The organism is Nonomuraea sp. NPDC050680 (assembly GCF_040654555.1).
Taxonomy (GTDB): Bacteria; Actinomycetota; Actinomycetes; order Streptosporangiales; family Streptosporangiaceae; genus Nonomuraea.
Window position 1 is genome coordinate 15,788 of the sequence record NZ_JBFAIF010000020.1, and the last position, 21,294, is coordinate 37,081.

14 protein-coding genes are annotated in these 21,294 nt (G+C 69.5%); 2 read left to right on the plus strand and 12 right to left on the minus strand.

Features of this window, described 5'->3' with window-relative positions:
- Nucleotides 1-118 precede the first annotated feature (118 nt).
- From AB0H88_RS41200 to AB0H88_RS41225, 6 genes are all read right to left on the minus strand, one after another.
- A complete protein-coding gene (locus AB0H88_RS41200) occupies nucleotides 119-814 on the minus strand; it encodes a hypothetical protein (protein ID WP_357654021.1) in 696 nt (231 codons plus the stop codon).
- Between the two features lie 161 nt (nucleotides 815-975).
- Entirely contained in the window at nucleotides 976-1,359 is a 384-nt protein-coding gene (locus AB0H88_RS41205; RefSeq protein WP_357654023.1) for a Rid family hydrolase, read from the minus strand.
- A gap of 44 nt (nucleotides 1,360-1,403) precedes the next feature.
- Nucleotides 1,404-2,894 (minus strand): carboxylesterase family protein, encoded by a 1,491-nt coding sequence (locus AB0H88_RS41210; RefSeq protein ID WP_357654025.1) that lies wholly within the window; start codon nucleotides 2,892-2,894, stop codon nucleotides 1,404-1,406.
- Nucleotides 2,895-2,915: 21 nt separating this feature from the next.
- The gene (locus AB0H88_RS41215) at nucleotides 2,916-3,830 is read right to left on the minus strand and encodes an MBL fold metallo-hydrolase (RefSeq protein WP_357654026.1); all 915 of its coding nucleotides are present in this window, start codon (nucleotides 3,828-3,830) and stop codon (nucleotides 2,916-2,918) included.
- Nucleotides 3,831-4,234: 404 nt separating this feature from the next.
- A complete protein-coding gene (locus tag AB0H88_RS41220; RefSeq protein ID WP_357654027.1) occupies nucleotides 4,235-6,559 on the minus strand; it encodes an FUSC family protein in 2,325 nt (774 codons plus the stop codon).
- Between the two features lie 279 nt (nucleotides 6,560-6,838).
- The gene (locus AB0H88_RS41225) at nucleotides 6,839-7,876 is read right to left on the minus strand and encodes an MBL fold metallo-hydrolase (RefSeq protein ID WP_357654028.1); all 1,038 of its coding nucleotides are present in this window, start codon (nucleotides 7,874-7,876) and stop codon (nucleotides 6,839-6,841) included.
- Between the two features lie 729 nt (nucleotides 7,877-8,605).
- Here AB0H88_RS41225 and AB0H88_RS41230 point away from each other — a divergent pair.
- Both AB0H88_RS41230 and AB0H88_RS41235 read left to right on the plus strand, forming a co-directional pair.
- Complete coding sequence (locus tag AB0H88_RS41230; RefSeq protein WP_357654029.1) at nucleotides 8,606-11,332, plus strand: AAA family ATPase; 2,727 nt, start codon at nucleotides 8,606-8,608, stop codon at nucleotides 11,330-11,332.
- A gap of 335 nt (nucleotides 11,333-11,667) precedes the next feature.
- The gene (locus AB0H88_RS41235) at nucleotides 11,668-12,306 is read left to right on the plus strand and encodes a DUF4158 domain-containing protein (RefSeq protein WP_357654030.1); all 639 of its coding nucleotides are present in this window, start codon (nucleotides 11,668-11,670) and stop codon (nucleotides 12,304-12,306) included.
- Here AB0H88_RS41235 and AB0H88_RS41240 read toward each other — a convergent pair.
- From AB0H88_RS41240 to AB0H88_RS41265, 6 genes are all read right to left on the minus strand, one after another.
- Nucleotides 12,221-12,922: a hypothetical protein gene (locus AB0H88_RS41240; protein ID WP_357654031.1), complete on the minus strand. Its 702-nt coding sequence runs from the start codon at nucleotides 12,920-12,922 to the stop codon at nucleotides 12,221-12,223. The genes AB0H88_RS41235 and AB0H88_RS41240 overlap by 86 nt on opposite strands.
- A 183-nt stretch (nucleotides 12,923-13,105) precedes the next feature.
- Nucleotides 13,106-14,533, minus strand: a complete 1,428-nt coding sequence (locus AB0H88_RS41245; protein ID WP_357654033.1) for an aldehyde dehydrogenase family protein — start codon at nucleotides 14,531-14,533, stop codon at nucleotides 13,106-13,108.
- Between the two features lie 30 nt (nucleotides 14,534-14,563).
- Nucleotides 14,564-16,114 carry a GMC oxidoreductase gene (locus tag AB0H88_RS41250; protein ID WP_357654034.1) on the minus strand — a complete coding sequence of 517 codons (1,551 nt, stop codon included), beginning with the start codon at nucleotides 16,112-16,114 and terminating at the stop codon, nucleotides 14,564-14,566.
- 24 nt (nucleotides 16,115-16,138) lie between these two features.
- Nucleotides 16,139-17,266, minus strand: coding sequence for an o-succinylbenzoate synthase (menC, locus tag AB0H88_RS41255; RefSeq protein ID WP_357654035.1), 1,128 nt, complete (start codon nucleotides 17,264-17,266; stop codon nucleotides 16,139-16,141).
- A gap of 2 nt (nucleotides 17,267-17,268) precedes the next feature.
- Nucleotides 17,269-18,063, minus strand: coding sequence for a GNAT family N-acetyltransferase (locus AB0H88_RS41260; RefSeq protein WP_357654036.1), 795 nt, complete (start codon nucleotides 18,061-18,063; stop codon nucleotides 17,269-17,271).
- The gene (locus AB0H88_RS41265) at nucleotides 18,060-21,155 is read right to left on the minus strand and encodes a serine hydrolase (protein WP_357654037.1); all 3,096 of its coding nucleotides are present in this window, start codon (nucleotides 21,153-21,155) and stop codon (nucleotides 18,060-18,062) included. The genes AB0H88_RS41260 and AB0H88_RS41265 overlap by 4 nt, the downstream gene beginning before the upstream one ends.
- Nucleotides 21,156-21,294: the final 139 nt, after the last annotated feature.

The window sequence follows — 21,294 nt, forward strand, 5'->3', positions numbered from 1 at the left end:
CGGTGTTTCCGCTGCTGAGTTCGCCTGCTGAGTTGGCCGTGGAGTGCAAGACCATCGGCGGCGGCGCCTGTCGGCGACACAGCGCGGTGTTCGGCACAGGTCCACGTGCCGACGCTGATCACAGGCCACATCTCCCGGCGGTGAGTGCGGTGATTACGCATTCGGCGGCGTGCCGTGCCGCTAGTGCGGAGGGGAAGGGTGCACAGCTGCGAGAGGCGGGGTCGGCCGGTCCGCAAGTGATCCTCCACTGCCAGGCGGAGTGTGCGGCGGGGCGTGAGGGGTGATGCCAGACGGGTACCGCAGCCCGGGGAGCGTTCTGCGCTGTCTGGACCAGTACGTCGTAGGTCACCCCGCCACCCTCTGCGGTGGCGGCATACCTCCCGCCGTTGTCGTGAACGGTCCAGTCCAGAGGGGTTGGGGTCGACTCCGACACCTCCAGGAGGGCGTCCGCGAGGTCGGCCAGAATCCGGTACAACGCGGCTCGTACCACCTCGGTGTGGTCTCGGCCCCAGTGGCACGGGGACCGTTCGGCGACCTCCTGCGCGAGGATGTGCGCGGCGAGTTCGTGCAGAAGATCTCCGGCGCCGGTAGCTCCTTCCGCCAGGACCGCGGCAGCGCCCCGCGAGAGATCGTCCCGGGTCATCGCGGCGCCGTGGGCCAGTTCCCACAGGTCGGCCGGTCCGAGGTCGTCGACCGTGCGCCGGATGCAGAGGACTGCCATGTCCGAGGGGGCCGGGATTTCGGCGTTCAAGAGGCCCGCGCGCACGTCCGTGGCCGCGCTGACATCGCCCGGCTCGAGCACGCCTGGCGGCACCGACCCCACTGCCTGGAGGACCCGCTCGTGGATGCGACGTACGGGATGAGGCCCGAGGGGAGGTGCCGGTCGTCCGACCAGTGCGCACAGAGCGTCCAGCAGTTCCGCCGGCGGAACCCTCAGGCTGGTGCACGCCCTCGTCAAATGACCGGCCATTCTGATCAGTCGTCCAGCACTGCCAGGGCGTCGACCTCGACGAGCAGTCCCGGCGGGAGCTGCATGTAGACGGTGGTGCGGGCGGGGAAGGGCTCACCGACAGCCGCCGCGTAAGCCTCGTTCATATCGGCCAGGTGGGCGGGATCGGTGAGATACACGCGCAGCATCACGACGTCCGCCAAATCCGCGCCGCCCGCCTTGAGCACGGCATTCACGTTGCGCAGGGTCTGCGCGGTCTGCTCGGCGACCGAGGTGCCGACGACCTCGCCGGTGTCCGGGTCGAAGGGGAGCTGCCCGGAGACCTGCAGGACGGGGCCCTTGCGGATGCCCTGAGACAGCGGGGCCGGCAAGGAGGGTGCGTTCTCGGTGGTGATGACGGTTCTGGTCATGGTGTTCCTTGAAGTGGGTGAGCAGGCGAGACACATGTGCGGGGTCAGCTCCAGACCTGACGTTCCTGGGCGCGGGGGTCGTCGCCCTGGGTCCACTCGGCGTCGATGCGCATGGTGGCCCGGCGCTCGGTGTCGTACGGGTCCCAGCCGGGGTCGCCGGTCCTGGCGAACCGGATCCAGGTCTCGTGCACGCGGGCGGCGAGGTCCGCGGGGGCCTTGTCGGGGCCGAGCAGGGCGTTGGGGCCGTTCAGCTCGGGCCGGTCCGCGAGGTCGAAGACGAAGGGCAGCTCGACCGCGTGGGTGGCGCCGAGCTCTCCATTCAGGGCCTGGGAGCGCCAGGCGAACTCGTAGGCGTAGGTGGCGGACTCGGGGTGGGCGGCATGCGCGCCGGCCAGGGCCCAGCTGCCCGCGCCGAACAGCGCGTCGCCCATGAGGGCGGAGCGCAGCTCGCCGAAGGACGCCGCGGGGTGTGCCTTCCGGTACGTCTCGACGAGCTGCGCCGGATTCGGGTGCGAGCGTGCCGCCGCCTCGTCGACGTCGGCGGCGGTCGAGGTGGCGTACTTGCCCACCGGGACCAGATAGAGGTTTCCCTCTTCGGTGTTGGTGCCGACAAGCAGGTCGACGTCGGCGCTCAGGCCGGCGGCGACGGATTCGGCGGGCTGAGTGTCGAGGACCAGGCTGAAGGGGCTGAGTCCGATCAGTGGGTCGCCGTGGGTCTCGGTCCGCAGGTCGATGCCCGCGAGCTGGGAGGCGGCCTCGACCAGGCGCTCGTCGGAGATGTCCGCGAAGGCGCCGACGTGGGGCTCGATGCCCAGGGCCTCGGCCGCTGCCTTGGTGACGCGGGCGGCCTGCTCGGTGGTGAACGCGCCCAGGCCGCTGCCGCTCTGGACGATCGCCCGGCGGAACAGGCCGGCGGCCTCGGAGGTGGCGAGGACGCCGCCGACGATGGTCGCCCCGGCCGACTGGCCGAAGAGGGTGACGTTGCGCGGGTCACCGCCGAAGGCGGCGATGTTCTCCCGCACCCAGCGCAGTGCGGCGACGACGTCGAGCAGGCCGCGGTTGGCGGGCGCGCCGGGGATGTCGAGGAACCCGGCGATGCCGAGCCGGTAGTTGAGGGTGACGAGGACGACGCCGTCGCGGGCGAAGGCGGAGCCGTCGTACATCGTGGACCGCGTCGACCCGGCGACGAATCCGCCGCCGTGGACGAACACCATGACCGGCAGTTCGTCACCGCCGACGGCAGGCGTGAAGACGTTGACGGTGAGGTAGTCCTCGCCTCGGCTCCAGCCGGTGCCGAAGTAGGGGCTCATGTCCACGTCGCCGAGCTTGCGTTCGGACTGTGGGGCGTTGGGTCCCGGCACGGTGGCGTCCCGTACGCCGTCCCACGGCTCGTGCGGCTGCGGTGGCGCGAACCGGCCGGCGCCACGGGGCGGGGCGGCGTAAGGGATGTTCAGGAAGGTGAGGGTGCTGCCTCGGCGCAGACCGCGGACGGCTCCCTGGGCGGTGGTCACGACGGGGTCGGGGTGGTGGTTCACGGCGGTGCCTTTCCGCAGGGCTCAGACCTGCTCGGTGTACGGGGCGAAGGGCGCCCAGCCCTTGATGGCGAACTTGTCTCCCTCGCGGACGACTTCGGCGGCGCCGTGGCCGCCCAGGTGCACGGGGATGACGAGGGCGTTGTTGTCGACCGCCCAGCCCAGGAGCTTGAGGCGGGTGGCGCGGGCTTCGGCGGGGTTCTCGCAGAAGCAGCTGTTGGTGTCGGGCTCGTGGATCTGGACCGGGCTGTGCAGCAGATCGCCGACGAAGAGGGCCCGGTCCGGTCCGGACTCCAGCGTCAGCACCGACGAGCCCGGGGTGTGGCCGGGTGCGAGGTCGAGGCGCAGATTGCCGTCGATCCGGTGGCCGTCCTCCCAGAGCTGGGTCTGGCCGGCCTCATGCACGGGGGCGACGCTGTCCTCGAAGACATTCTGGTTTCCGCGGCCGAGCAGGGGCTTGTGCTCGTTGGCGGGGTTCCAGAAGTCGAAGTCCGCCTTGGGCATGAGGTAGGTGGCGTTGGGGAACGTCGGCACCCACGTCCGGCCGTCGAGGTAGGTGTTCCAGCCGACGTGGTCGATGTGCAGGTGCGTGTTGATCACGATGTCGACATCCTCGGGGCGGACCCCGGCGCGGGCGAGGTTGCCCAGGAAGTCGGTGTCCAGCCGGCTCCACACCGGCGCGTACGGGCGGTCCTTGTGATTGCCGACGCCGGTGTCGACCAGGATGGTCTTGCCCTCGCTGCGCAGTACCCAGGTCTGGATGGCCGAGTTGACGATCCGGGTCTCGGCGTCCAGGAAGTCCGGAACCAGCCAAGAGCGGTGGGCCTCCCACGCCTCCGCCTGGCTCTCCGGGAAGAACGCCTCGGGCGTCATGTCAACAGGACCGAAGTACTCCCAGACACGGGTCAGCGTGACATCGCCCAGGGTGATGGTGTCCATGATTCTCTCCAGTTCGATCGGTTTCGCGTCCTCGGGCCACAGGCGCGGGCAAGACGCGAATGAGCGGCTGCTCATGCCGGCCTCGGGCGGCCCCGCCGCCGAGATCGGGTGCGGGCATCAGACCGTCGGGGCTTCGCCGGTGGGAAAAGGGCCGCCCGGTACGCGTCCGTTCTGTGAACGACCCTGCTCAACCATGGTGCGCCGCTCGGGGCGTGCTGCGGTATGAGTCACGTGACTGCACCTGGACGCATGAGTGGGCCCCACTGTGACGGGAGGTACCTCGGTGCGCGAGCATGAGGTCAGGGCCGAACCGGTGGTCGCGGGACTGTGTCAGCCGCTGGGCCGGTCCTGAGCAAGCGTGGGAACAGCCTCTGGTTCATCACCACCGGCCGACACCGACCCGCTCAGCAGGCGGCTGCTCGTCCCGGGCTGGTCGCGGTGTCCGCGGCGTGATCGGCCGGGCAGGTTCTGGCCGATGGGTGCGTGTGCGCGGCGGTCGGTGAGATCGGCGCAGTGGTGTCCGTGACGGGGCTGGGCGGAGAGGAGACCTCGCCGCCTGCGAACGGGGACACGGTGTGTTCGGCGGCCGGTGCGGGCGGGTCCAAGGCTTGTGCGAGCGCGATCAAGGTCATGTCGAGACGGTTGATGTGGAGCAGCAGGCGCTGCTGCGGCAACGGTCGGCCGCGACGCATACGCCGTTCGCCGGAGAGCAGGGACAGTGCCCTGGTGACCTTGGGACGTGCCGAGTGGGAGGCGGTGCCCGGCCGACGACTCGCGATGCGGATCAGGTGCGTCGTCCTCTCCTGCGCGCGGTCGGCCGCTGACGTGATCCGGGTGGTGTACTCGGCGTCGTCGCCCTGCGGGAGGTGCCCGGCCACGGCGGCCAGACTCCGTGCATGGTAGGCACCGGCTTCCAGCAGTTCCAGCAGGTGGCGGGCGCGATCACGACGGCCGCGCTGGGGATTGAGCGGGTGGGTGAGCGGCAGACAGGCTTTGCGGAAGGACTCCAGTACCTGGTCGAGATCATGGGCCGCGCGTATCAGGCTCGTCGTGGTGTCGGTGCTCAGGCTCCGCGTCGTCGTGTGCAGGAGGCGTCTGAGGACCAGCAGGAAGTGGACCAGCTCCTCGTCGCTGGCCCGGCGGACCGTGATGGGCAGGACGAGTGCGCTGGCAAGGACACCGCAGGAGACTCCCAGGGCGGTCTCCTGCACGCGCAGGACGAGTACGTCCGTCGAGAATGTGTCCAGCAGTGCCAGCAGCATGCTCAGCATGCCGGTGATGAAGAACGTCACCACCCAATAGGCATCGGACGGGCTGTAGAACATCCCGAACATGCACACCAGCAGCAGGACCAGGAGCAGCGGCCCGTACGGTCCGACCAGGGTGGCGAGGCCGTAGCCGAACACCGCGCCGAGAACCGTGCCCGCCAGCCGGCGCACGCTTTGCAGCAGGACCTCGCCGGTGCTCTCGGTGTTGATGAACACGACCCACGTGGCCACGACGGCCCAGTACCAGTGGTCCGGGGACAACAGGTGACCGCCGAGGATGGACAGCGCGGAGGCGGCGGTCACCTGGAGGGCCTGCCGGGTCGTTCCCCGCTTGCGGTCTTCGGAGTCCGCTTCGCGGTACTGCCTGACGCTGAACGCCCGTGTCTGCGGTGTGGCGGGCTCGTGCGGAGCCGCCCCGGTTGCCGACGGGGAGCTGACGCGCGGACCGAGAAGGTGCATGGCCGCGGCCAGTTCGTCGATCCCTTGGAGACAGTCCTGCAACGAGGCGGATGCGTCTTGCAGGATCGCCGGGTCGTCTTCACGTTCCTGCTTCCGCTGCCGGGGGGCGGTAGGCGTTCCCGGGGTGAACTGGTGGCGGAGAACTCGGATCTGTGCCGCGAGCCGTTGCCGGGTGGCCCGCTCCGCGAGATCGTCGGCGGCCGGTGGTGTACGGGCCGCGCGGACAGTGAGTACGGTCAGCCGCTGGGCAGCCACCTCCGCGCGTGAGATGTGCCTCAGGATCTGTCCGTCGGTGGCCTCGTCGACCGCGCGCTCACCGAGAAAGTCCTCGATCAGGAGCACGGCCGCGTGGAGCCTGTCCAGACGGCGCTCCAACGACAGACTCAGTGTGTCGGCGTCCTGTCCGGCGGTGAGCAGGGCGGCCGTGTCCCGCAGGACGTCGCGCAGCCGTCCGTTGAAGGTGCGCTGCAAACGGGCGAGGACACGGGACGATGTCATGAATCCCGGGCAGTGGCAGACGGCCACGACGGCACCGAACGCGACGAGCACAGCCGCACCCATCTGCGGCAGCTGGACCGCTCGTGCCCCGGTGAACTGCGCCAGGAAGAAGGCCATGAAGCCGAAGACGCCCATGCCCTGCCCTCTGGCGCCGTACCGACGGGCGTGGACGGCGACGTAGATCAGCAGCAGGAACACGATCCCCGCCGTGAACGGGTACGGCGTCAGCACGGCTCCGGCGGCCAGGGCCGCGAGGGACAGCGGAGCTCCGAGTCCCAGCGTGATGAGCTGGTTGCGCGGGTGCAGGTCGCTGATGGCCAGCGAGGTCACCATCGCGGTGAACCCGCCGACCAGCAACGCCGTGTCTGACTGCCCCAGGGCCGCCAGGACAGTCAGGGACGCGGCGGCGCCGAGGACGGCGCGCATCGCGGAGGCCAGACGCATCAGTCCGGGGTCGACGGCGGCGAAGCGGTCCCACAGCAACGCCGTCTTCCTTGCCACCATGACGGTCTCCGTACGTCCTTCCATGAGCGAACGGGGTGATCTCCGGCCGACGGCGTGGAGCAGTCGCCCCCGGAATGTCCGCCCCGGTCCTTCGTCGCCGCGGCAAGCCGAATGATGATGATGAGGGGCGCCGGAGTCCCTCGACGGACCATTGCCGCGTCACCAGTCTCGGCGGGTCGGCAATCCGTCCGGTATGCGTCAGGTGACTGCTCTCGCAGGGTGCGGCAAGTTCGCGGCCATCAGCCGCGCCGACCGCCCGCGAGCCGACTGGTGGCCGGGTCAGCTGCGGCTGAATCCCGCCCAGTCCTTGATCTTGAAGTTGCCACCGCTGCGCTCCACCTCGGCAGCGCCGTGACCGGGAAGGTGCGCGGGCAGGATGAGGGCCTTGTGATCGGCGGCCCACTCCAGTTCGCGGCGCCGGGTCGCGAGCGCCTGCTTCTCGTCCTCCTCGAAGCAGCTGTTGAACTCGGGGTGTTCGAGTTGCAGCGGGGTGTGGAGCAGGTCGCCGATGAACACCGCTCTGTCGCTTCCCGACTCCAGCCGGATCACGGACGAGCCTGGAGTGTGCCCGGCGGCGAGGCTCAGCTTCAGGCTGGAGTCGAGGGTGTACGAGCCCTCCCACATCTTCACCAGACCCGCCTCCTGCACCGGGAGCACACTGTCCTCCCAGACGTTCTGGTTGCCCTGCCAGTACTTCGGCCGCACAGGACCCTCAGGGTTCCAGAAGTCGAATTCGATCTTCGGGATCAGGTAGGTGGCGTTGGGGAAGGTGGGCACCCAGTCACGGTCCTCACGCCGGGTGTTCCAGCCGACGTGGTCGTTGTGCAGGTGCGTGTTGACGACGACGTCGACGTCCTGCGGCCTGACTCCCGCGCGGGACAGACGCCGCAGGAAGTCCGTGTCCATGTACTGCCACTGCTTGGCGTACGGCCGGAACTTGTCGTTCCCGGCGCCGGTGTCGATCAGGATCGTCCTGCCCTCGCTGCGCAGGACCCAAGTCTGCAGAGCTGAGTTGACCATGTCCGTGCTCGGTTTCCAGAAGTCCGGGCTCAGCCAGTCCTTGTTCTCCTCCCACAGTTCCTTCGAACTCGCGGGGAAGAACTGGCGCGACGTCAGGCCCACCGGGCCGCTGAACTCCACGACCCGGGTGACGGTGACCTTGCCCAGCTGGATCGTCTCGGTCTTGGTGAAGGCCGCGGCAGAGGCGTCGGCCGGCTTGACCATCTGGCTCCCCAGCAGCCCGGCGGCGCCGATGCCCGCCGCGACTCCGACAAAGCCGCGCCGGCTCAGGGAACGTGAAAGATTTACGCTGTCCATTTCTGCACTCCGATGGAATCACTCATCACGGTCCTGCAGCGCCTGCGATCAGGTAAGGGCAGGACCGTGATTGGCCGCTGATGGATCGACGCGGCCGAATACCCACCATTGTGCGCATTGCAAGCACCGACCGGTATCAGTCACGTGACTGCAAAGGAAACACCGTTGGATTCGCGGACAGAAACGCGTTACGGAAATCACAGGGCGATCAATGGTCACGCGCGTGGGGTGGCAGCACGGTTGCCGGTGGACTCACGCCGGGCACGGGCTTGGGGCGGACAGCAGTCGGACACCCAGCGGATCGCGTATCACCCGCCGTACCTCGACTCACCCGTCGACGAGCCGGAGATCAGTCCCGGGCCGCGCGTTCACCTGGGGCGGAACTCCTCTCAAGAGCCTCCTCTCGGGCCTGCCCGTCGCCACCCGCCGCCGCCGAGCCGATTCCCTTCGTTGCCGTGGCCGGCGTCGGCGAGGCCATCGGCCGGCCATGCGGCACGGGAACGAGACAGGCACGGCGCCGAACAGAGATCGGGCGGCCGGAATATCCCGGGCGGCGCATGCGTTAAAAGCCAGTTCAAACACACAGCTCAGGACCGGCGCCCTGCCCCATAGGCGGGACAGAAACACTCCCGCGCTATTGTCTGAGCAATCCCAATTCCTGGAGCATCCGTGGAAAATGGTGGAAGCGCTCAAGGGAACCAGCGCTCGACACGCAATCTTGGTCTGCCGATGGTGGGCCGGGAAACCGAGACCGCGGAAATCATGCGGCGGGTCGCCGCTGACCGGTCCCACAGCGAGGTGTTGATCCTCACGGGCGACCCTGGTGCCGGCAAGAGCGTGCTGCTGGACCTCGCGGCCGACCACGCGCGGCGCGAGGGCGGCCGGGTGCTGCGGGCGGTCGGCAGCGAGTCCGAGGCACACCTTGGATTCGCGGGCCTTCATCAGATGCTCCGCCCGGTGCTCGGTGAGCTGGGCAGCCTGCCGCCGCGGCAGCACACCGCGCTCCGGGCGGTCCTGGGTCTGGACGAATGCACCGAGGCCCCTGATGGCATGCTCGTAGGTCTGGCGGTTCTCACCTTGGTGTCGGACCTGGCGGAACCGGCGCCGCTGCTCGTGGTAGTCGATGACGCCCAGTGGATCGACCGTGCATCGCTGGACGTTCTCTCCTTCGTGGCCCGACGCATGGACAGCGAACCCGTCACGCTGCTGGTTGGTGTGCGCGCCGCGGCTGCGCTGCCCGGGCTCGACAAGGGATACGAGCGCCTCGAGATCGGTCCGCTGAGCGGTGAGGCGGCGAACCGGTTGCTCGACCAGCAGCCGACACCACCCACCGGCCGAACCCGGGTGCGAATCCTGCAGGAGGCGGCCGGCAATCCGTTGGCCCTTGTCGAACTCGCCCGCGCCACCGCGACCAGGCACTCCGGCGGCAGCAGCGTGGAGGGCCCGCTGCCCGTCACCGACCGATTGGAGCGGATCTTCGCGGAGCACGCGGAGTTCCTGCCGGAGGCAACTCGCCGCCCCCTGCTGCTGCTCGCGGCCGCTGATGCGATGGACGCGCCGACGGCCTCTCGAGGACTCCCCGAGGCCGACGACAAGGCGTGGGCACCCGCGGAGCGGGCCGGTCTCGTACGCCAGGACGGCCCCCGGATCTCCTTCCGCCACCCGCTCATCCGCTCGGCCATCTACCATGCCGCGTCCTTCGAGGAACGCAGGGAAGCACATCTCGCTCTCGCCGAGCTGCTGAGCGAGGAGCCCGACCGCCGCGCCTGGCACCTCGCCGCCGCCACCATGCGTCCCGACGAGGACGTGTCGGCCGCCCTGCAACAGACGGCCGACCGGGGCCGGCGCCGGGGCGGATACGCGGCCGCTGCCGCCGCCCTGGAGCGCGCCGCGGAGCTGAGCCCGAGCCACGCGGACCAGGCGCGGCTGCTGACCGAGGCCGCCGTCATGGCCGTCTTCACCGGTCAGCTCGGCTGGGTGGAACACCTGGCCACCGAGGTCCGCAAGCGCGCTGACGACCCGGCACTGATCAACAGGGCCTCGCTGGCCACCGGGCAGCTCATGACCCTGCGCCGGCACCATGCGGCGGCCTTCGCCCTGCTGACGCGCATCGCGGACGAGGCGGCGGCCGCCCACTCGCCCCGCGTGCTGGAGGCGCTCGCTGCGGCCGCGGCCGTCCGCTACTACTCGGGCGAGGAGTCCCAGCGACAACAGATCGAGAGCCTGTTCTCCGCCATGCCGGACTCCACCGCCAGGGGCGCCCTGCGCGCCTGGGTACTGGCAGTCTCCGACCCCAACGGCGCGGGAGCCTCCCTCGCCCCGGCGCTGCCCGGGCTCATCGCCGAGGCCAAGGACGACGCCGGCAGTCTGACTGCGCTCGCCATCGTGGCCTGGATCCTGGACCAGACCGCTCTGGCCGCCAGGACCTTCGACGAAGCGTTCGACCGGTGGCAGGCCCGTGGCTCGCTGCCGGACGGCCTGGGATGCGCCGTCGGCTGGGCCTATCTGGAGCAGGGCCGATGGGCCGACGCCCGTTCGGTGGCCGCCGAGATCTCGGCGGTGGCGTCAGCGGCCGGGCTGGACCACGCCGAGGCGTGTGCGCATGCGCTCGACGCGACGGTGCTCGCGCTGCTCGGCGAGCCGATTGACGCGCGACGGGGTGCCGAGCAGGCGCTGGTCCTCGTCGACCCGCTGGAAAGCCGCTCCATCGCGGTCTTCGCACGTCGGGCCCTGGGCCTGGCGGCAGTGGCCGAGGGCGACTACGACACCGCGTACGCGCAGTTCCGCTCCGCCTTCACCAATGACGGCGATCCGGTTCACTACCACGTGTCCTACACCGTCCTGGCCGAACTCGCCGCGGCGGCCGTCCGCCGAGGGCGACGGGAGGACGCCGCCGAACTGCTGGAGCGATCGGCGCGGCGCCTTGGTACGGGCATGTCGGCACGGATCACCGCACTGCTCAACCGAGGCCGCGCCCTGCTCGCTGAACCGGACCACGCGGAACCGTACTTCCAGGCGGCGCTGGCGGACGACACGGGCGAGCAGTGGCCGTTCGAGCGGGCACAGACACGGCTGGACTACGGTGAGTGGCTCAGGAGGCAACGTCGCATCGCCGAGGCCCGCCCGCTGCTGACCACGGCACTCGACACCTTCCAGCGGCTTGGCGCGCGGCCATGGATCGAGCGGGCGAAGGCAGAACTGCGAGCCGCCGGCATCGAGGCCGCCGGCAGCGTAGTGCCCAGTGCCGTCACCGAACTCAGTCCCCAGCAGCAGCAGATCGTCCAGCTCGCGGCCCGCGGCCTGACGAACCGTGAGATCGGAGAGAGACTCTTCCTCTCGCCGCGCACGGTCGGCTCCCACCTCTACCGGGTGTTCCCCAAACTGGGCATCACCGCCCGGTCACAACTCCGCGACGTGGTCGAAGGCACCCTGCCGGGTGCCGGGGTCCAGGGCTGAGAGCCGACTATGGACGACCGCAGGCTGACGACCGAGGTGCAGTCGGCTGACGGATACCACGACCGAGTTCCGGGCTGACAGATTTGTGGAGCGCGACGACGAGCGACCAAATCGGCTCGTCGAACCGCATAAGGGATGAATTGGGGTGCCCGTAGTCTTGGCCGAAAATCCAACGAACCCGCCTCTTAACTGCGGATACGGTGGGCTGGCTCAGCTATAAGGGTTGAGCGTGGGTTTGATCAAGCTGTGATCTTCTTCGCCTGTTGTGTGCGTGTTCGTCTCGCTACGGTGTGCCTCGTCTGTTGAGCGGGAGAGCCGGCCGGGAGGCGTGTGCGGTGACGTCGGTGGAGCGGACCGCCTATCGGGTGTTCCCGCGGTTGATGATGACGCGCGAGCTGTACCTGTTTTTCTCTCCCTCGCAGGAGGAGATGGCGTGGGCGCGGGAGAAGACCGACACCGATGAGCACCTGCTGGCGCTGACGCTCGCGCTGAAGTGCTTTCAGCGGCTGGGCCGCTTCGCCAAGGCCCGCGAGGTGCCGGTCGTGGTGGTGAAGCACGTACGGCGATGCCTGGAGCTGAAAGACGACATCGCGCCGGTGTACGCCTCGGCGCGCACCGCCGAGTCCCATCGGGTGCTGGTGCGGCGCCGGGAAGGGGTGGCGTACGCGCCCGGCAAGGCCCGCAAGATCGCGGCCAAGGCGATGACCCGGGCGGCTTGGGTGAAGAACCATCCGCCGGATCTGATCAACGTGGCGTTGGAGCGGCTGGCGCAGGCACGGTTGGAGCTGCCGGCGTTCTCGACGCTGGACAGCATGGGCCCTCAAGGTCACCACGGTGCTCAACGCGAGGATCCTCACCGGGCCCCGGCCGGAACCCCTGGCACACTGATCACACCAGTCCGCAGGACCGCCAGGCGATCGGCACGCGCGGCGACCACTGCCCGCCGTCGCCGCGCACCACCACGTACGCGGTGAGCGGCGCCGCGAACGAGCTGCCACCGCACAGGACCCGCCCCGTGTCGACCGAGTAGTTGCCCGCCGGTCCGTTACCGCCCGGCTGCGCCGTGGCCCGGCCCTGCCACAGCACCCGGTCATCCGAGGCGCGCCTGACCTGGACGGCGACCTGGGTGCCCGGCGTCAGGTAGTAGCCGCGGACGCCCACGGTCTGGTACGGCCCCTCGTTGGTGGTGGAGCAGGTTTCACCGTCGCACGAGGGCCCGTTACCGGCGTGGTTGCGCTTCATCATGACGACCCAGGCGAGCCTGCGGGCCGCGCTGCCGTTGTCCTGCCGCGCCTGGGAGCGGGAGCTGGGGACCACGCACCGGTAGTCACCGGTGTACGCCTCCCGCCAGACGAACCCGGTCGTGCACGCGTGCCAGACCCCGGAGGCGTTCTCCGACCGCGTCCGGTCGCGTACGGCCGGGTCCACGCAGACGTGGTCGCTGGACCGCGCGCCGCGCCAGACGTACCCGCTGGCGCAGGTGTCAGGGGCGAACGCGGTCTCGGCGCCGGCCCCCGTAACACCGAGCACCGACATCGCCAGGCATCCCGACGCGGTCATCGCCTCGAGCTTGCCGGAACGTGTGAGCATGTTCTTCCTCTGGGAGAGATCAAGGAATGATCGCGGGCGGGCACTCCCAGCCCCGTGATCGCATCCTGTCCCGCGGCCCACCGCCGGACATGAGTAGCCCCTACTCATATTCGGCTCTCCGGAGTGGGCCCTTGCTCAGGCCGCCACGACCGGCGCGACCCCTGCCTGGAGCACGGCCCCGTACTACCCGTGGTTCGTGGACGGCGAGTAGAGCATCGACACCGGGCGGGTGGCGGCGTCGAACGACGCCGCTGCCCCGGTCGCACCCATCCCGCTGACCCCCCACGGCTCGTAGACCATGTTGACGCCACCGTGTTGCCACTCGTTGATCCACACGAGAGCGGCGTTGAGCTCCCTGCAGCGCCGCAGGTTCTCGGGGGTCGAGGAATAGACCGTCGCCGCGAGTCCGAAGCTTGAGGTGTTGGCCAGGTCGATGGCTTCGGCGAAGGAGTCGACCACGGTGACGGGGGCGACCGGCCCGAAGGTCTCCTCTTTCATGATGCGCATGTCCGAGGTGACCTCGGTCAGCACCGTCGCGGGGTAGAAGTATCCGGGCCGGTCTGGTTGCCCGCCACCGCAGAGCAGCGTCGCCCCGCGGTCGACGGCTTCGTGGACGTGGTCGTGCACGATCCTCCTCTGGGTGTCGTCGACCAGTGGTCCCAGGCCCTGGGAGTAGGGGTCGTCGCTCATCGTCCAGCCTTCGGCTTCGGCCACGAGGGCGGCGATGAACTCGTCCGCGACCGCGCGGTGCACGTAGATCCGCTCCGACGATGTGCAGATCTGTCCGCTGTTGAGGAACGTCGACGTCGCGACCGCCTTGGCGGTGGCGGCCACGTCGACGTCGGCGTCGACGAGGACGGGGTCGTTTCCTCCCAGTTCCAGGATCGTTCGCTGAAGGCGCTTGGCCGCGGCGACGGCGACGCTGCGGCCCGCCTCGACAGACCCGGTGAAGTGCACCAGCTTGACCGCCTCGTGCTCGGCCAAGGGCTTGCCGGCGCGCGCGTCGCCCAGGAGAAGGTTCGCCACGCCTGCCGGAAGGTCGCACAGCTCGACGAGCCGGGCCGCGGACAGCGGCGCCTTCTCCGAGGGCTTGATCACCACTGTGTTGCCGGCGGCGAGCAGGGGGCCGAGGGCTCCCAGGATCGAGGTCACCGTGAAGTTCCAGGGCACGATGAGTGCCAGCACGCCCAGCGGCTCACGGATGACCACTGTCCGTCCGGACTCGCCCGGAGCTGTGACGTCGGCGACGAACGGATAGGACCGCGCCCGCTCGATGCCGAGCCGGAACGAGGCGATTCCGCCCGCGATGAACTGCTCGGCGAGCGGGACAGGCTTGCCCATCTCCCGGTTCTCGAGTTCCGCCAGCTCGCGCACATGCCGTTCGAGGAGGTCGGCGGTGCGGCTCAGCCGGCCGAGGCGGTCCTCGAGGTCGAGCCTCGCCCAGCCCGCGTGCGCGGCCTGCGCCGACTCCACCGCCGCCGCGGCGTCGGCGGCCGATCCGGCCGGAATCAGTGCGACGACCTGTTCGGTGGCTGGGTTGACGACGCTGTGGAGTTCCGGGTCCGCGGCTTCGACCGGGGTGCCGTCGATGATGTTGCTCAGGCGCTTCATCTGCTCGTTCCTTCTGAATCGAAGCCGGCTTCAGTGGAGCCTGCGGGCCATGTGCTCGCCGAACATCACGCAGGCGAGATGGGTGTTGGCGCGTGGGACGAAGGGGAAGACGGAGGCATCGACGACTCGGAGACCCTCGAAACCGAGGACCTCGCACCGGGGGTCGACGACCGTCTCCGGCGCGTTCGGATCTCCCATCCGGCACGTGCTCGTCGCGTGCTGCGTGTCGACCACGCTGGCGCGCAGGTAGTCGCGCAGTCGCCCTGGTGTGTCCAGGGCATCGCGCAGCGACGAATTGACCCGCCAGAGATCGCCGTCGGCGATCTCCGCGAAGCTGGAGTGGGCCACCAGGTCGCCGAGGAACCTGATGCCCGCTTCCAGGCGGTCGATGTCGCGCTCGTCCGACAACATGTTCAGCGCCACCCGGGGCTGCGTGCTCGGGTCGGCGCTTCGAAGCTTCAGCGTTCCGCGCGAGTAGGTCCGGTTGACGAACACCCCGACGGCACCGGCGCCGGCGCGCACTTCGGCCGCCGCCATGGCCAGCGCGTTCTGGTTGAGGGCGGCCAGCATCATGTCGTTCCCGCCGGGCACGGTGCCGCTGCTGTAGCGCACGCAGCAGTTCGTGTGCCGGTCGGCGGGGCCGGCCGAGGCCGCTTCGGTGAGCGGGATGCCTATCAGGGCCATCGGATGGTCCTGGAGCCCACGGCCCACCGGCAGATCGGCACGGACCTCGATGCCCAGCCGTCGGAGGTCATCGGCGGGGCCGATGCCCGAGCGCATGAGGATCGAGGGCGAAGCCGTGGCGCCCGCGCTGAGCGCGACCTGGTTCGCGTGGAAGGCCGATCCGTTGGCCAGCCGGACGCCGACTGCCCGAGCACGTTCGAAGAGAACCACGTCGACCAGGCTGTCGCCGCGGATGGTGAGGCCCGGGTTGTCGCGACGTGGCTCCAGGTAGGCGTCGTGGCACGAGACCCGTCGACGGTCGATCGAGTTGATGGGGTAGGGAGAGACGCCGGTCGCGCCGGGTGCGTTGACGTCCGGGGCCCACCCGAAACCCGAGGCGAGCGTTGCCGCGCGGAGCGCCTGGTCGACCGAGCCCCACGTGTCGACCGGGGCCCGGTAGACGGGGATCGGGCCGGCGGTGCCGTGGTAGTCCTCGTCGCCGAAGCCGGCGTCGGACTCCAGAGCGACGAAGTCCGCCATGACCTCCGCGGACGACCATCCGGTGCAACCGGAGGCCGCCCACTCGTCGAAGTCCTCGATGGGCGGCCGGATCGCGATCTGCCCGTTCACCGTCGAGCTTCCGCCGAGGCCCTTGCCTCGCCAGTACAGGTAGGGCTCCTGGGCCTCGGTCCTGGTGGCCAGATGCCCGTCCCACAAGAACGCGTTGTAGTCGGAGTTCAGGATCGCGTTCAACGGATTCGGCGACCTCCATGCCTCCGGAAGCTGCGAGGCCGCGTAGTCCCGGCCGGCCTCGAGCAGCAGCACCCGCTGTCCCGCGTCGGCGAGCCGTGCCGCGAGTGCCGAGCCGGACGAGCCCGCTCCGACGACGATGGTGTCGTAGCTGTCTGCTGATCCCATCTGGCCTGATCCTTGGTCTCGTCGCTAGGCGGTGAGGTCGAGCGTGTGAACGGTCATCTCGCCGAGTGCCGCGGGAAGGGGTTCGACGCCGAACCCGGGTCCGCCGGGGATCGACACCGCGCCGTCCTTCATGACGATCGGCTCGGTGATGTCCTGGGCGTAGAACCGATCCGAGCCCGAGATGTCGCCGGGCAGCGTGAAGCCCGGGAGCCCGGCCAGCGCCGCGTTGGCGGCTCGGCCGATGCCGGTTTCGAGCATGCCGCCGCACCAGACCGCGACGCCGTGCGCCAGCGCGAGGTCGTGGATGCGTGCCGCCTCGAGGTATCCCCCCACTCTTCCAGGCTTGATGTTGATGACACTCGCCGCCCCCAGCGCGATCGCGTCGGCGGCCGACCGCGCGTCGACGATCGACTCGTCCAGGCAGATCGGCGTGGTGAGCAGGCCCGCGAGCAGGGCGTGTTGCCGCAGGTCCTCCTCGCCCAGCGGCTGTTCGATCAGCAGCAGATCGAAGGGGTCGAGTCTGCGCAGCCGCTGGGCATCGGAGAGACGGTAGGCGGTGTTCGCGTCGACCTGCAGCGCGATGTCGCCGAACCGCTCGCGCACCGCCTTGACCGGCTCGAGGTCCCACCCGGGCTGGATCTTGAGTTTGATGCGCGCGTAGCCCTGGTCGACGAAGTCGGCCACCCGGCCGAGCAGGTCGGGAATCGACTTCTCGATGCCGACGCTGACCCCCGAGGGCACCGAGGCGCGGGTCACACCGAGCTGCGCTGCGAACGACATGTTCCGCAGCCGCAGCTGGGCATCCAGGATCGCCATCTCCAGAGCGCCCTTGGCCATGCGGTGGCCGACCACGTGCTCAAGTGCCGCGCCGACCGTCGATGCCGACACGGCATGACCCGCGGCCTGCCACTCGAACAGCGCGGGCACGAGGAATCGCCGCAGGACCTCTCGTGCTCCCTCAAGGTATTCCGGCGAGTAGAACGGCTCGGCGAGGGCGACGCACTCACCCCACCCGGTTACGGTGCCGCCGTGGTCTGAGGCCGTGACCCGGATCAGGAGCGGAAGGCGCTCCGTCTGGGTGGAGAACGAGGTGGTGAACGGGTGGATCAGCGGCATCCGGACCGTGATGAGCTCGACACGCTCGATGTGCATTCTCAGGTGCTCCTCGTGAGGCAGTAGTGACCCTGGCGGTCGAAATCGACGACGACCCAGCCTTCTTCCAGCAGCCCACCCAGCGCCCGTCGTAGCGCGAGCCGCCATGAGATCGCGAGCTCGGGTTCGTGGCGCCGTAGAGCCTCGATGTCCGAGGGGATCTCCACGACGCATCGGGTCAGCGACTCCGCCCGGCCGAGGTCGAGCTGGGGTCGCCGGTCCACGGACCTCAGTACGGCGGGGCCGTGCTTCTTCTCGGCTCGTGAGGGCGCCGTGGCCTGCCCGATGTGCCAGGCCACCATGATCCGGTCGCTGTGCTGGCCCTGGTTGAGCCCGTCACCCATCGGTCCGTAGAAGTCGGGCAGGTAGACCTCGACCTCACAGCCGAGCTTGTGGAGGTTGAAGTACGCGTTCCGGGCCACCAGGGGGTCATAGGTCCACGTCACGCGAGTGACACCGCGGGCCAGGCACCAGTCGCGCTGGTGGTGCTTGAGGGCTCTGCCCCATCCTGTGCCCGCCGCGTCTGGTCGCACGCCGGCGATGTGGGAGTGCAGGGCATTCTCCCGGGGCGGGTGGAAGAACCCGACGCAGACCGCCATGAGCTCATGGCCGCGGAAACCACCGGCGACGTAGTTGCCCGCGTGCGCGAACGCCGTGAGGAGCTCCGGGCTGACATGCGACTGGGTGTTTTGGACCTTCCAGATCTGCGCCACGAGCTCGGAGGCGGCAGACATCTCCTCCGGGCGGTGAAGCAGCCGCAACTCCATGGAGGTCGAGCTCGGCGCCTGGGTCGTCATGAGCACTCCTGCCGCAGGAAGCGGGATCCGTTGTAGACGCCGCCGGCGACGGGCCGGAACTGCTTCTCCCCCGCGAGCTCAGCGGTGGTGTAGGCGTAGCCGCCCGGGATGTTCGAGGCATGCAGCGCGACGGACTCCGGCTCTGCTGCCGTGCCGTCGCGCAGATGCCCCTTCCGCTCCCACAGTGTCAGTCTGAGACCGTCCGCGTCGGGGGTCACCTCCGCGCGATAGCCGGCGCACTCCCAGGCGCCCTCCAGCGGTTCGGGCGGACGTGTCATGTCGGCCCGGACCCGGACCGGGGGCAGACTGCCGTCGATCGACGACGTGACGTCCGCGAACAGCTCGTAGAAGAGACCATCCGGTTGACCACCGCTGGTCAGCAACGCCACCGCGTAGTTCGTACCGGGGATCAAGCGCAGGTATGAACGTTGGCCGATCGTGCCGCCGTCATGGCCGTATACGAAGGTTCCCCGCCAGTCCTCGAGGAACCAGCCCAGTCCCCAGCCTTGGACGGTGGCGACGCTCTGTCTCAGATCGACATGCTCGATGGTCATCAGGCGAGCGCTGCCGGCTGACAGCAGACGAACGCCTTCCCGGGTCACCCCTCCGCGCAGTGACATCTCCGCGAACGTCAGCAGGTCGCCGACGCTCGCCACGATCAGGCCCGCGGGTCCCATGGATCGGGTGATCGACCACTGGGGCACCGGGGCCGACTCGTCGCCGAAGCCGGCGTGGCCGGTCGCCGTGGCGAACTTGGGTGCGTCCTCGCTCAGGGTGATGGTGTGCCGCAGGCCCATCGGCTTGATCAAATAGTGGAGCAGCGCCTCGTCCCACGTCATGTCGCGGAGCACCTCGACGATGCGGCCCGCGACGACGAAGCCAGCATTGCAGTAGGAGAACCTCTCTCCAAGCGGGTGGATGTGGGAGACGGCGGCGAGGTGCTCCACGTACCGCGCGACGCAGTCGTCTCCCCTCCCGGTGTCGGTGAAGACGTCCCCGTCGATGCCGCTGGTGTGGTTGAGCAACGCCCGTACCGTCACCGAGGGCGACTCGTCATCGGCCAGCCTGAAGTCCGGCAGGATTTCGCGCACGGGAGCGTCGAGATCGAGCAGCCCCTCGTCGACGAGCTGCATGACGAGCATCGTCGTCCAGACCTTCGTGATCGACCCGATCTGAAAGACGGCGTCGTCGATGACGGGTTCCCGGGTCGCGACGTTCAGGACCCCGGAGCTGACCGTGATGCGGTCGAAGACCGTTCCGCTCCGATCGAGCTGCACGATGCCGAGTTGCGCCCCGACGACTCCGTGCCGTTCTCGGAGGAGGTCCAGACGGCGGCGCCAGTAGTGCTCCCCACGTGGGGCCGGCGACAGCGCGGCCGGCCGTGCGGCGGCGCGGGTGTGCAGCTCGACCCATTCCACGACCCGGGCGTGGTAGTCGACGCGGTGATCGACCTCGCCGTCGGCGATGAAGAGGTGGCTGCCTCCTGGATAGACCACCAGGCGAGTCGGCACACCCCGGATCCGCAGTGCCGAGAACCACTGCTGCGCCTGTCCGATCGGGCAGGTGTTGTCGTTCTCGCCGTGCAGCACGAGCGTGGGTGTCTTCACCTGCTCGACGCGTGCGATCGGAGAGCTCTCGATGAGCCGGACCACGTCTGTCGGCGCGGCACCTGCGGTCGCCGAGGCGAAGAAGCCTTCCGGCAGCAGTCGCTGACCGGCGATGGAGGCGAAGTCGCAGATCAGGCCGCCGGCCACCGCGGCCGAGAACCGGTCGGTGTGGGCGGTGAGGACACAGGTCGCGACGCCGCCGTAGCTGTAGCCGGCGACAGCGAGTCGCTCGGGGTCGGCGATCCCCTCGGCGATCAACTGGTCGATCGGCTCGATGAAGTCCGCCAGATCAGCTCGTCCCCAGCCGCCGTCGACGGCTCGGTAGAACTCCTCGCCGTACCCGTCGGATCCACGGGGGTTGAGCGTGAGGACACGCCACCCGCGTGCGGCGAGGAGCTGTTGGTACAGATGGATCTCGTCGGCCACACCGGCCCAGGCGTTGTGCGGCCCACCGTGGATGTCGAGCAGGAGCGGAGCGGTTCCGGTCGTGTCCGGTGCCGCCATCAGCCACCCGTGGACGACGACGCCATCGCTGATCGTGAACTCTCGTGGCTCCGGTCGACAGAGCTGGACCCCGGGGAGGCTCTCTTCCATCAGCGAGGTGAGGACCTCGACTTCGCCGGTGGCGAGGTCGACGATCGCGACCTCGGCGAACGACTCAGGAGTGGTCAGGACGATCGCGGCACGGGGTGCCTCGGCGGCCACCGAGAGCGCGGAGACGACCTGATGCGGCTCCGCGACGATCGGCCTGCCCTCTCCGCCATCCGGACCGACCCCGTACAGATGGGTCCAGCCACGGTCACGCAGGCAGAAGACGATCTCGCTGCCGTCGTGGCTTTGCGCCGGGTGGCCACCTGGGTAGCCCGTCGCGCCCGGCAGCACATTGCGGTCCAGCCCAGCCGTGATGTCGGTGTCGGGCCTGCCGTCGCCGTACAGCCGGAGAAGCCGGGCATGACCTGCCACCATCGCGGGTGATCCCACGGCGAGCAGCGACGCGCCGTCGCGAGCCCACATGACCGGACCGGTCACTCCTGTGGCCTGTCCGAGCACCTGCACCGGAGCGAGCGGGTCGTCGACCTCGACCGCGTAGGCGCGGCGTTCGAGCTCGACGTCCGCGCGGTGGGCCATGGAGGCCGTGAATGCGAGGCGGTCGCCGTCGGGCGACCATGCCGGGCCGTCCGCGTCGTAGTCGCCGTCGGTGACCTGTCTGATCTGCCTGGATCCCAGGTCCATCACGAAGATCTGGCGGCGGACACTGCCGATCCAGCCGATCTCGTCCGCCTTCTGGTCGAGCGTGTCGATGACGATGGGCGCAGCGGCGTCGCCGGGCGCGCGGTTCACGGGTGCGGAGAACGCGACCCGGCGACCGTCCCGGCTGACGGCCGCGGCCCCGGCCCCCAGCGGCAGCTCGGTCAACCGCGTCGGCTCACCCATGTGCGGCAGGAGATGCAACTGCGGGAATCCGTCGACATCGCGCAGGAACATGATCCCCGTTGGGACGATGCGAGGTGCTCGATCCGTCGGCCCGTGGGTCAGCGGCTGTGGCTGAGAGCCGCGGGAAACCGCCCACAGCGAGGTCTCCGTGCGGTGGTCTGCCGCCTGGCGCCGCGTGAAGACGACCGTT

What these genes read in the sequence shown, in the direction of transcription:
- AB0H88_RS41205 (WP_357654023.1), bottom strand. Translation starts at nt 1,359, where the DNA reads ATGACCAGAACCGTCATCACCACCGAGAACGCACCCTCCTTGCCGGCC.
- AB0H88_RS41215 (WP_357654026.1), bottom strand. Translation starts at nt 3,830, where the DNA reads ATGGACACCATCACCCTGGGCGATGTCACGCTGACCCGTGTCTGGGAG.
- AB0H88_RS41220 (WP_357654027.1), bottom strand. Translation starts at nt 6,559, where the DNA reads ATGGTGGCAAGGAAGACGGCGTTGCTGTGGGACCGCTTCGCCGCCGTC.
- AB0H88_RS41225 (WP_357654028.1), bottom strand. Translation starts at nt 7,876, where the DNA reads ATGGACAGCGTAAATCTTTCACGTTCCCTGAGCCGGCGCGGCTTTGTC.
- AB0H88_RS41230 (WP_357654029.1), top strand. Translation starts at nt 8,606, where the DNA reads ATGGTGGGCCGGGAAACCGAGACCGCGGAAATCATGCGGCGGGTCGCC.
- AB0H88_RS41240 (WP_357654031.1), bottom strand. Translation starts at nt 12,922, where the DNA reads ATGCTCACACGTTCCGGCAAGCTCGAGGCGATGACCGCGTCGGGATGC.
- AB0H88_RS41245 (WP_357654033.1), bottom strand. Translation starts at nt 14,533, where the DNA reads ATGAAGCGCCTGAGCAACATCATCGACGGCACCCCGGTCGAAGCCGCG.
- AB0H88_RS41250 (WP_357654034.1), bottom strand. Translation starts at nt 16,114, where the DNA reads ATGGGATCAGCAGACAGCTACGACACCATCGTCGTCGGAGCGGGCTCG.
- menC (WP_357654035.1), bottom strand. Translation starts at nt 17,266, where the DNA reads ATGCACATCGAGCGTGTCGAGCTCATCACGGTCCGGATGCCGCTGATC.
- AB0H88_RS41260 (WP_357654036.1), bottom strand. Translation starts at nt 18,063, where the DNA reads ATGACGACCCAGGCGCCGAGCTCGACCTCCATGGAGTTGCGGCTGCTT.
- AB0H88_RS41265 (WP_357654037.1), bottom strand. Translation starts at nt 21,155, where the DNA reads ATGTTCCTGCGCGATGTCGACGGATTCCCGCAGTTGCATCTCCTGCCG.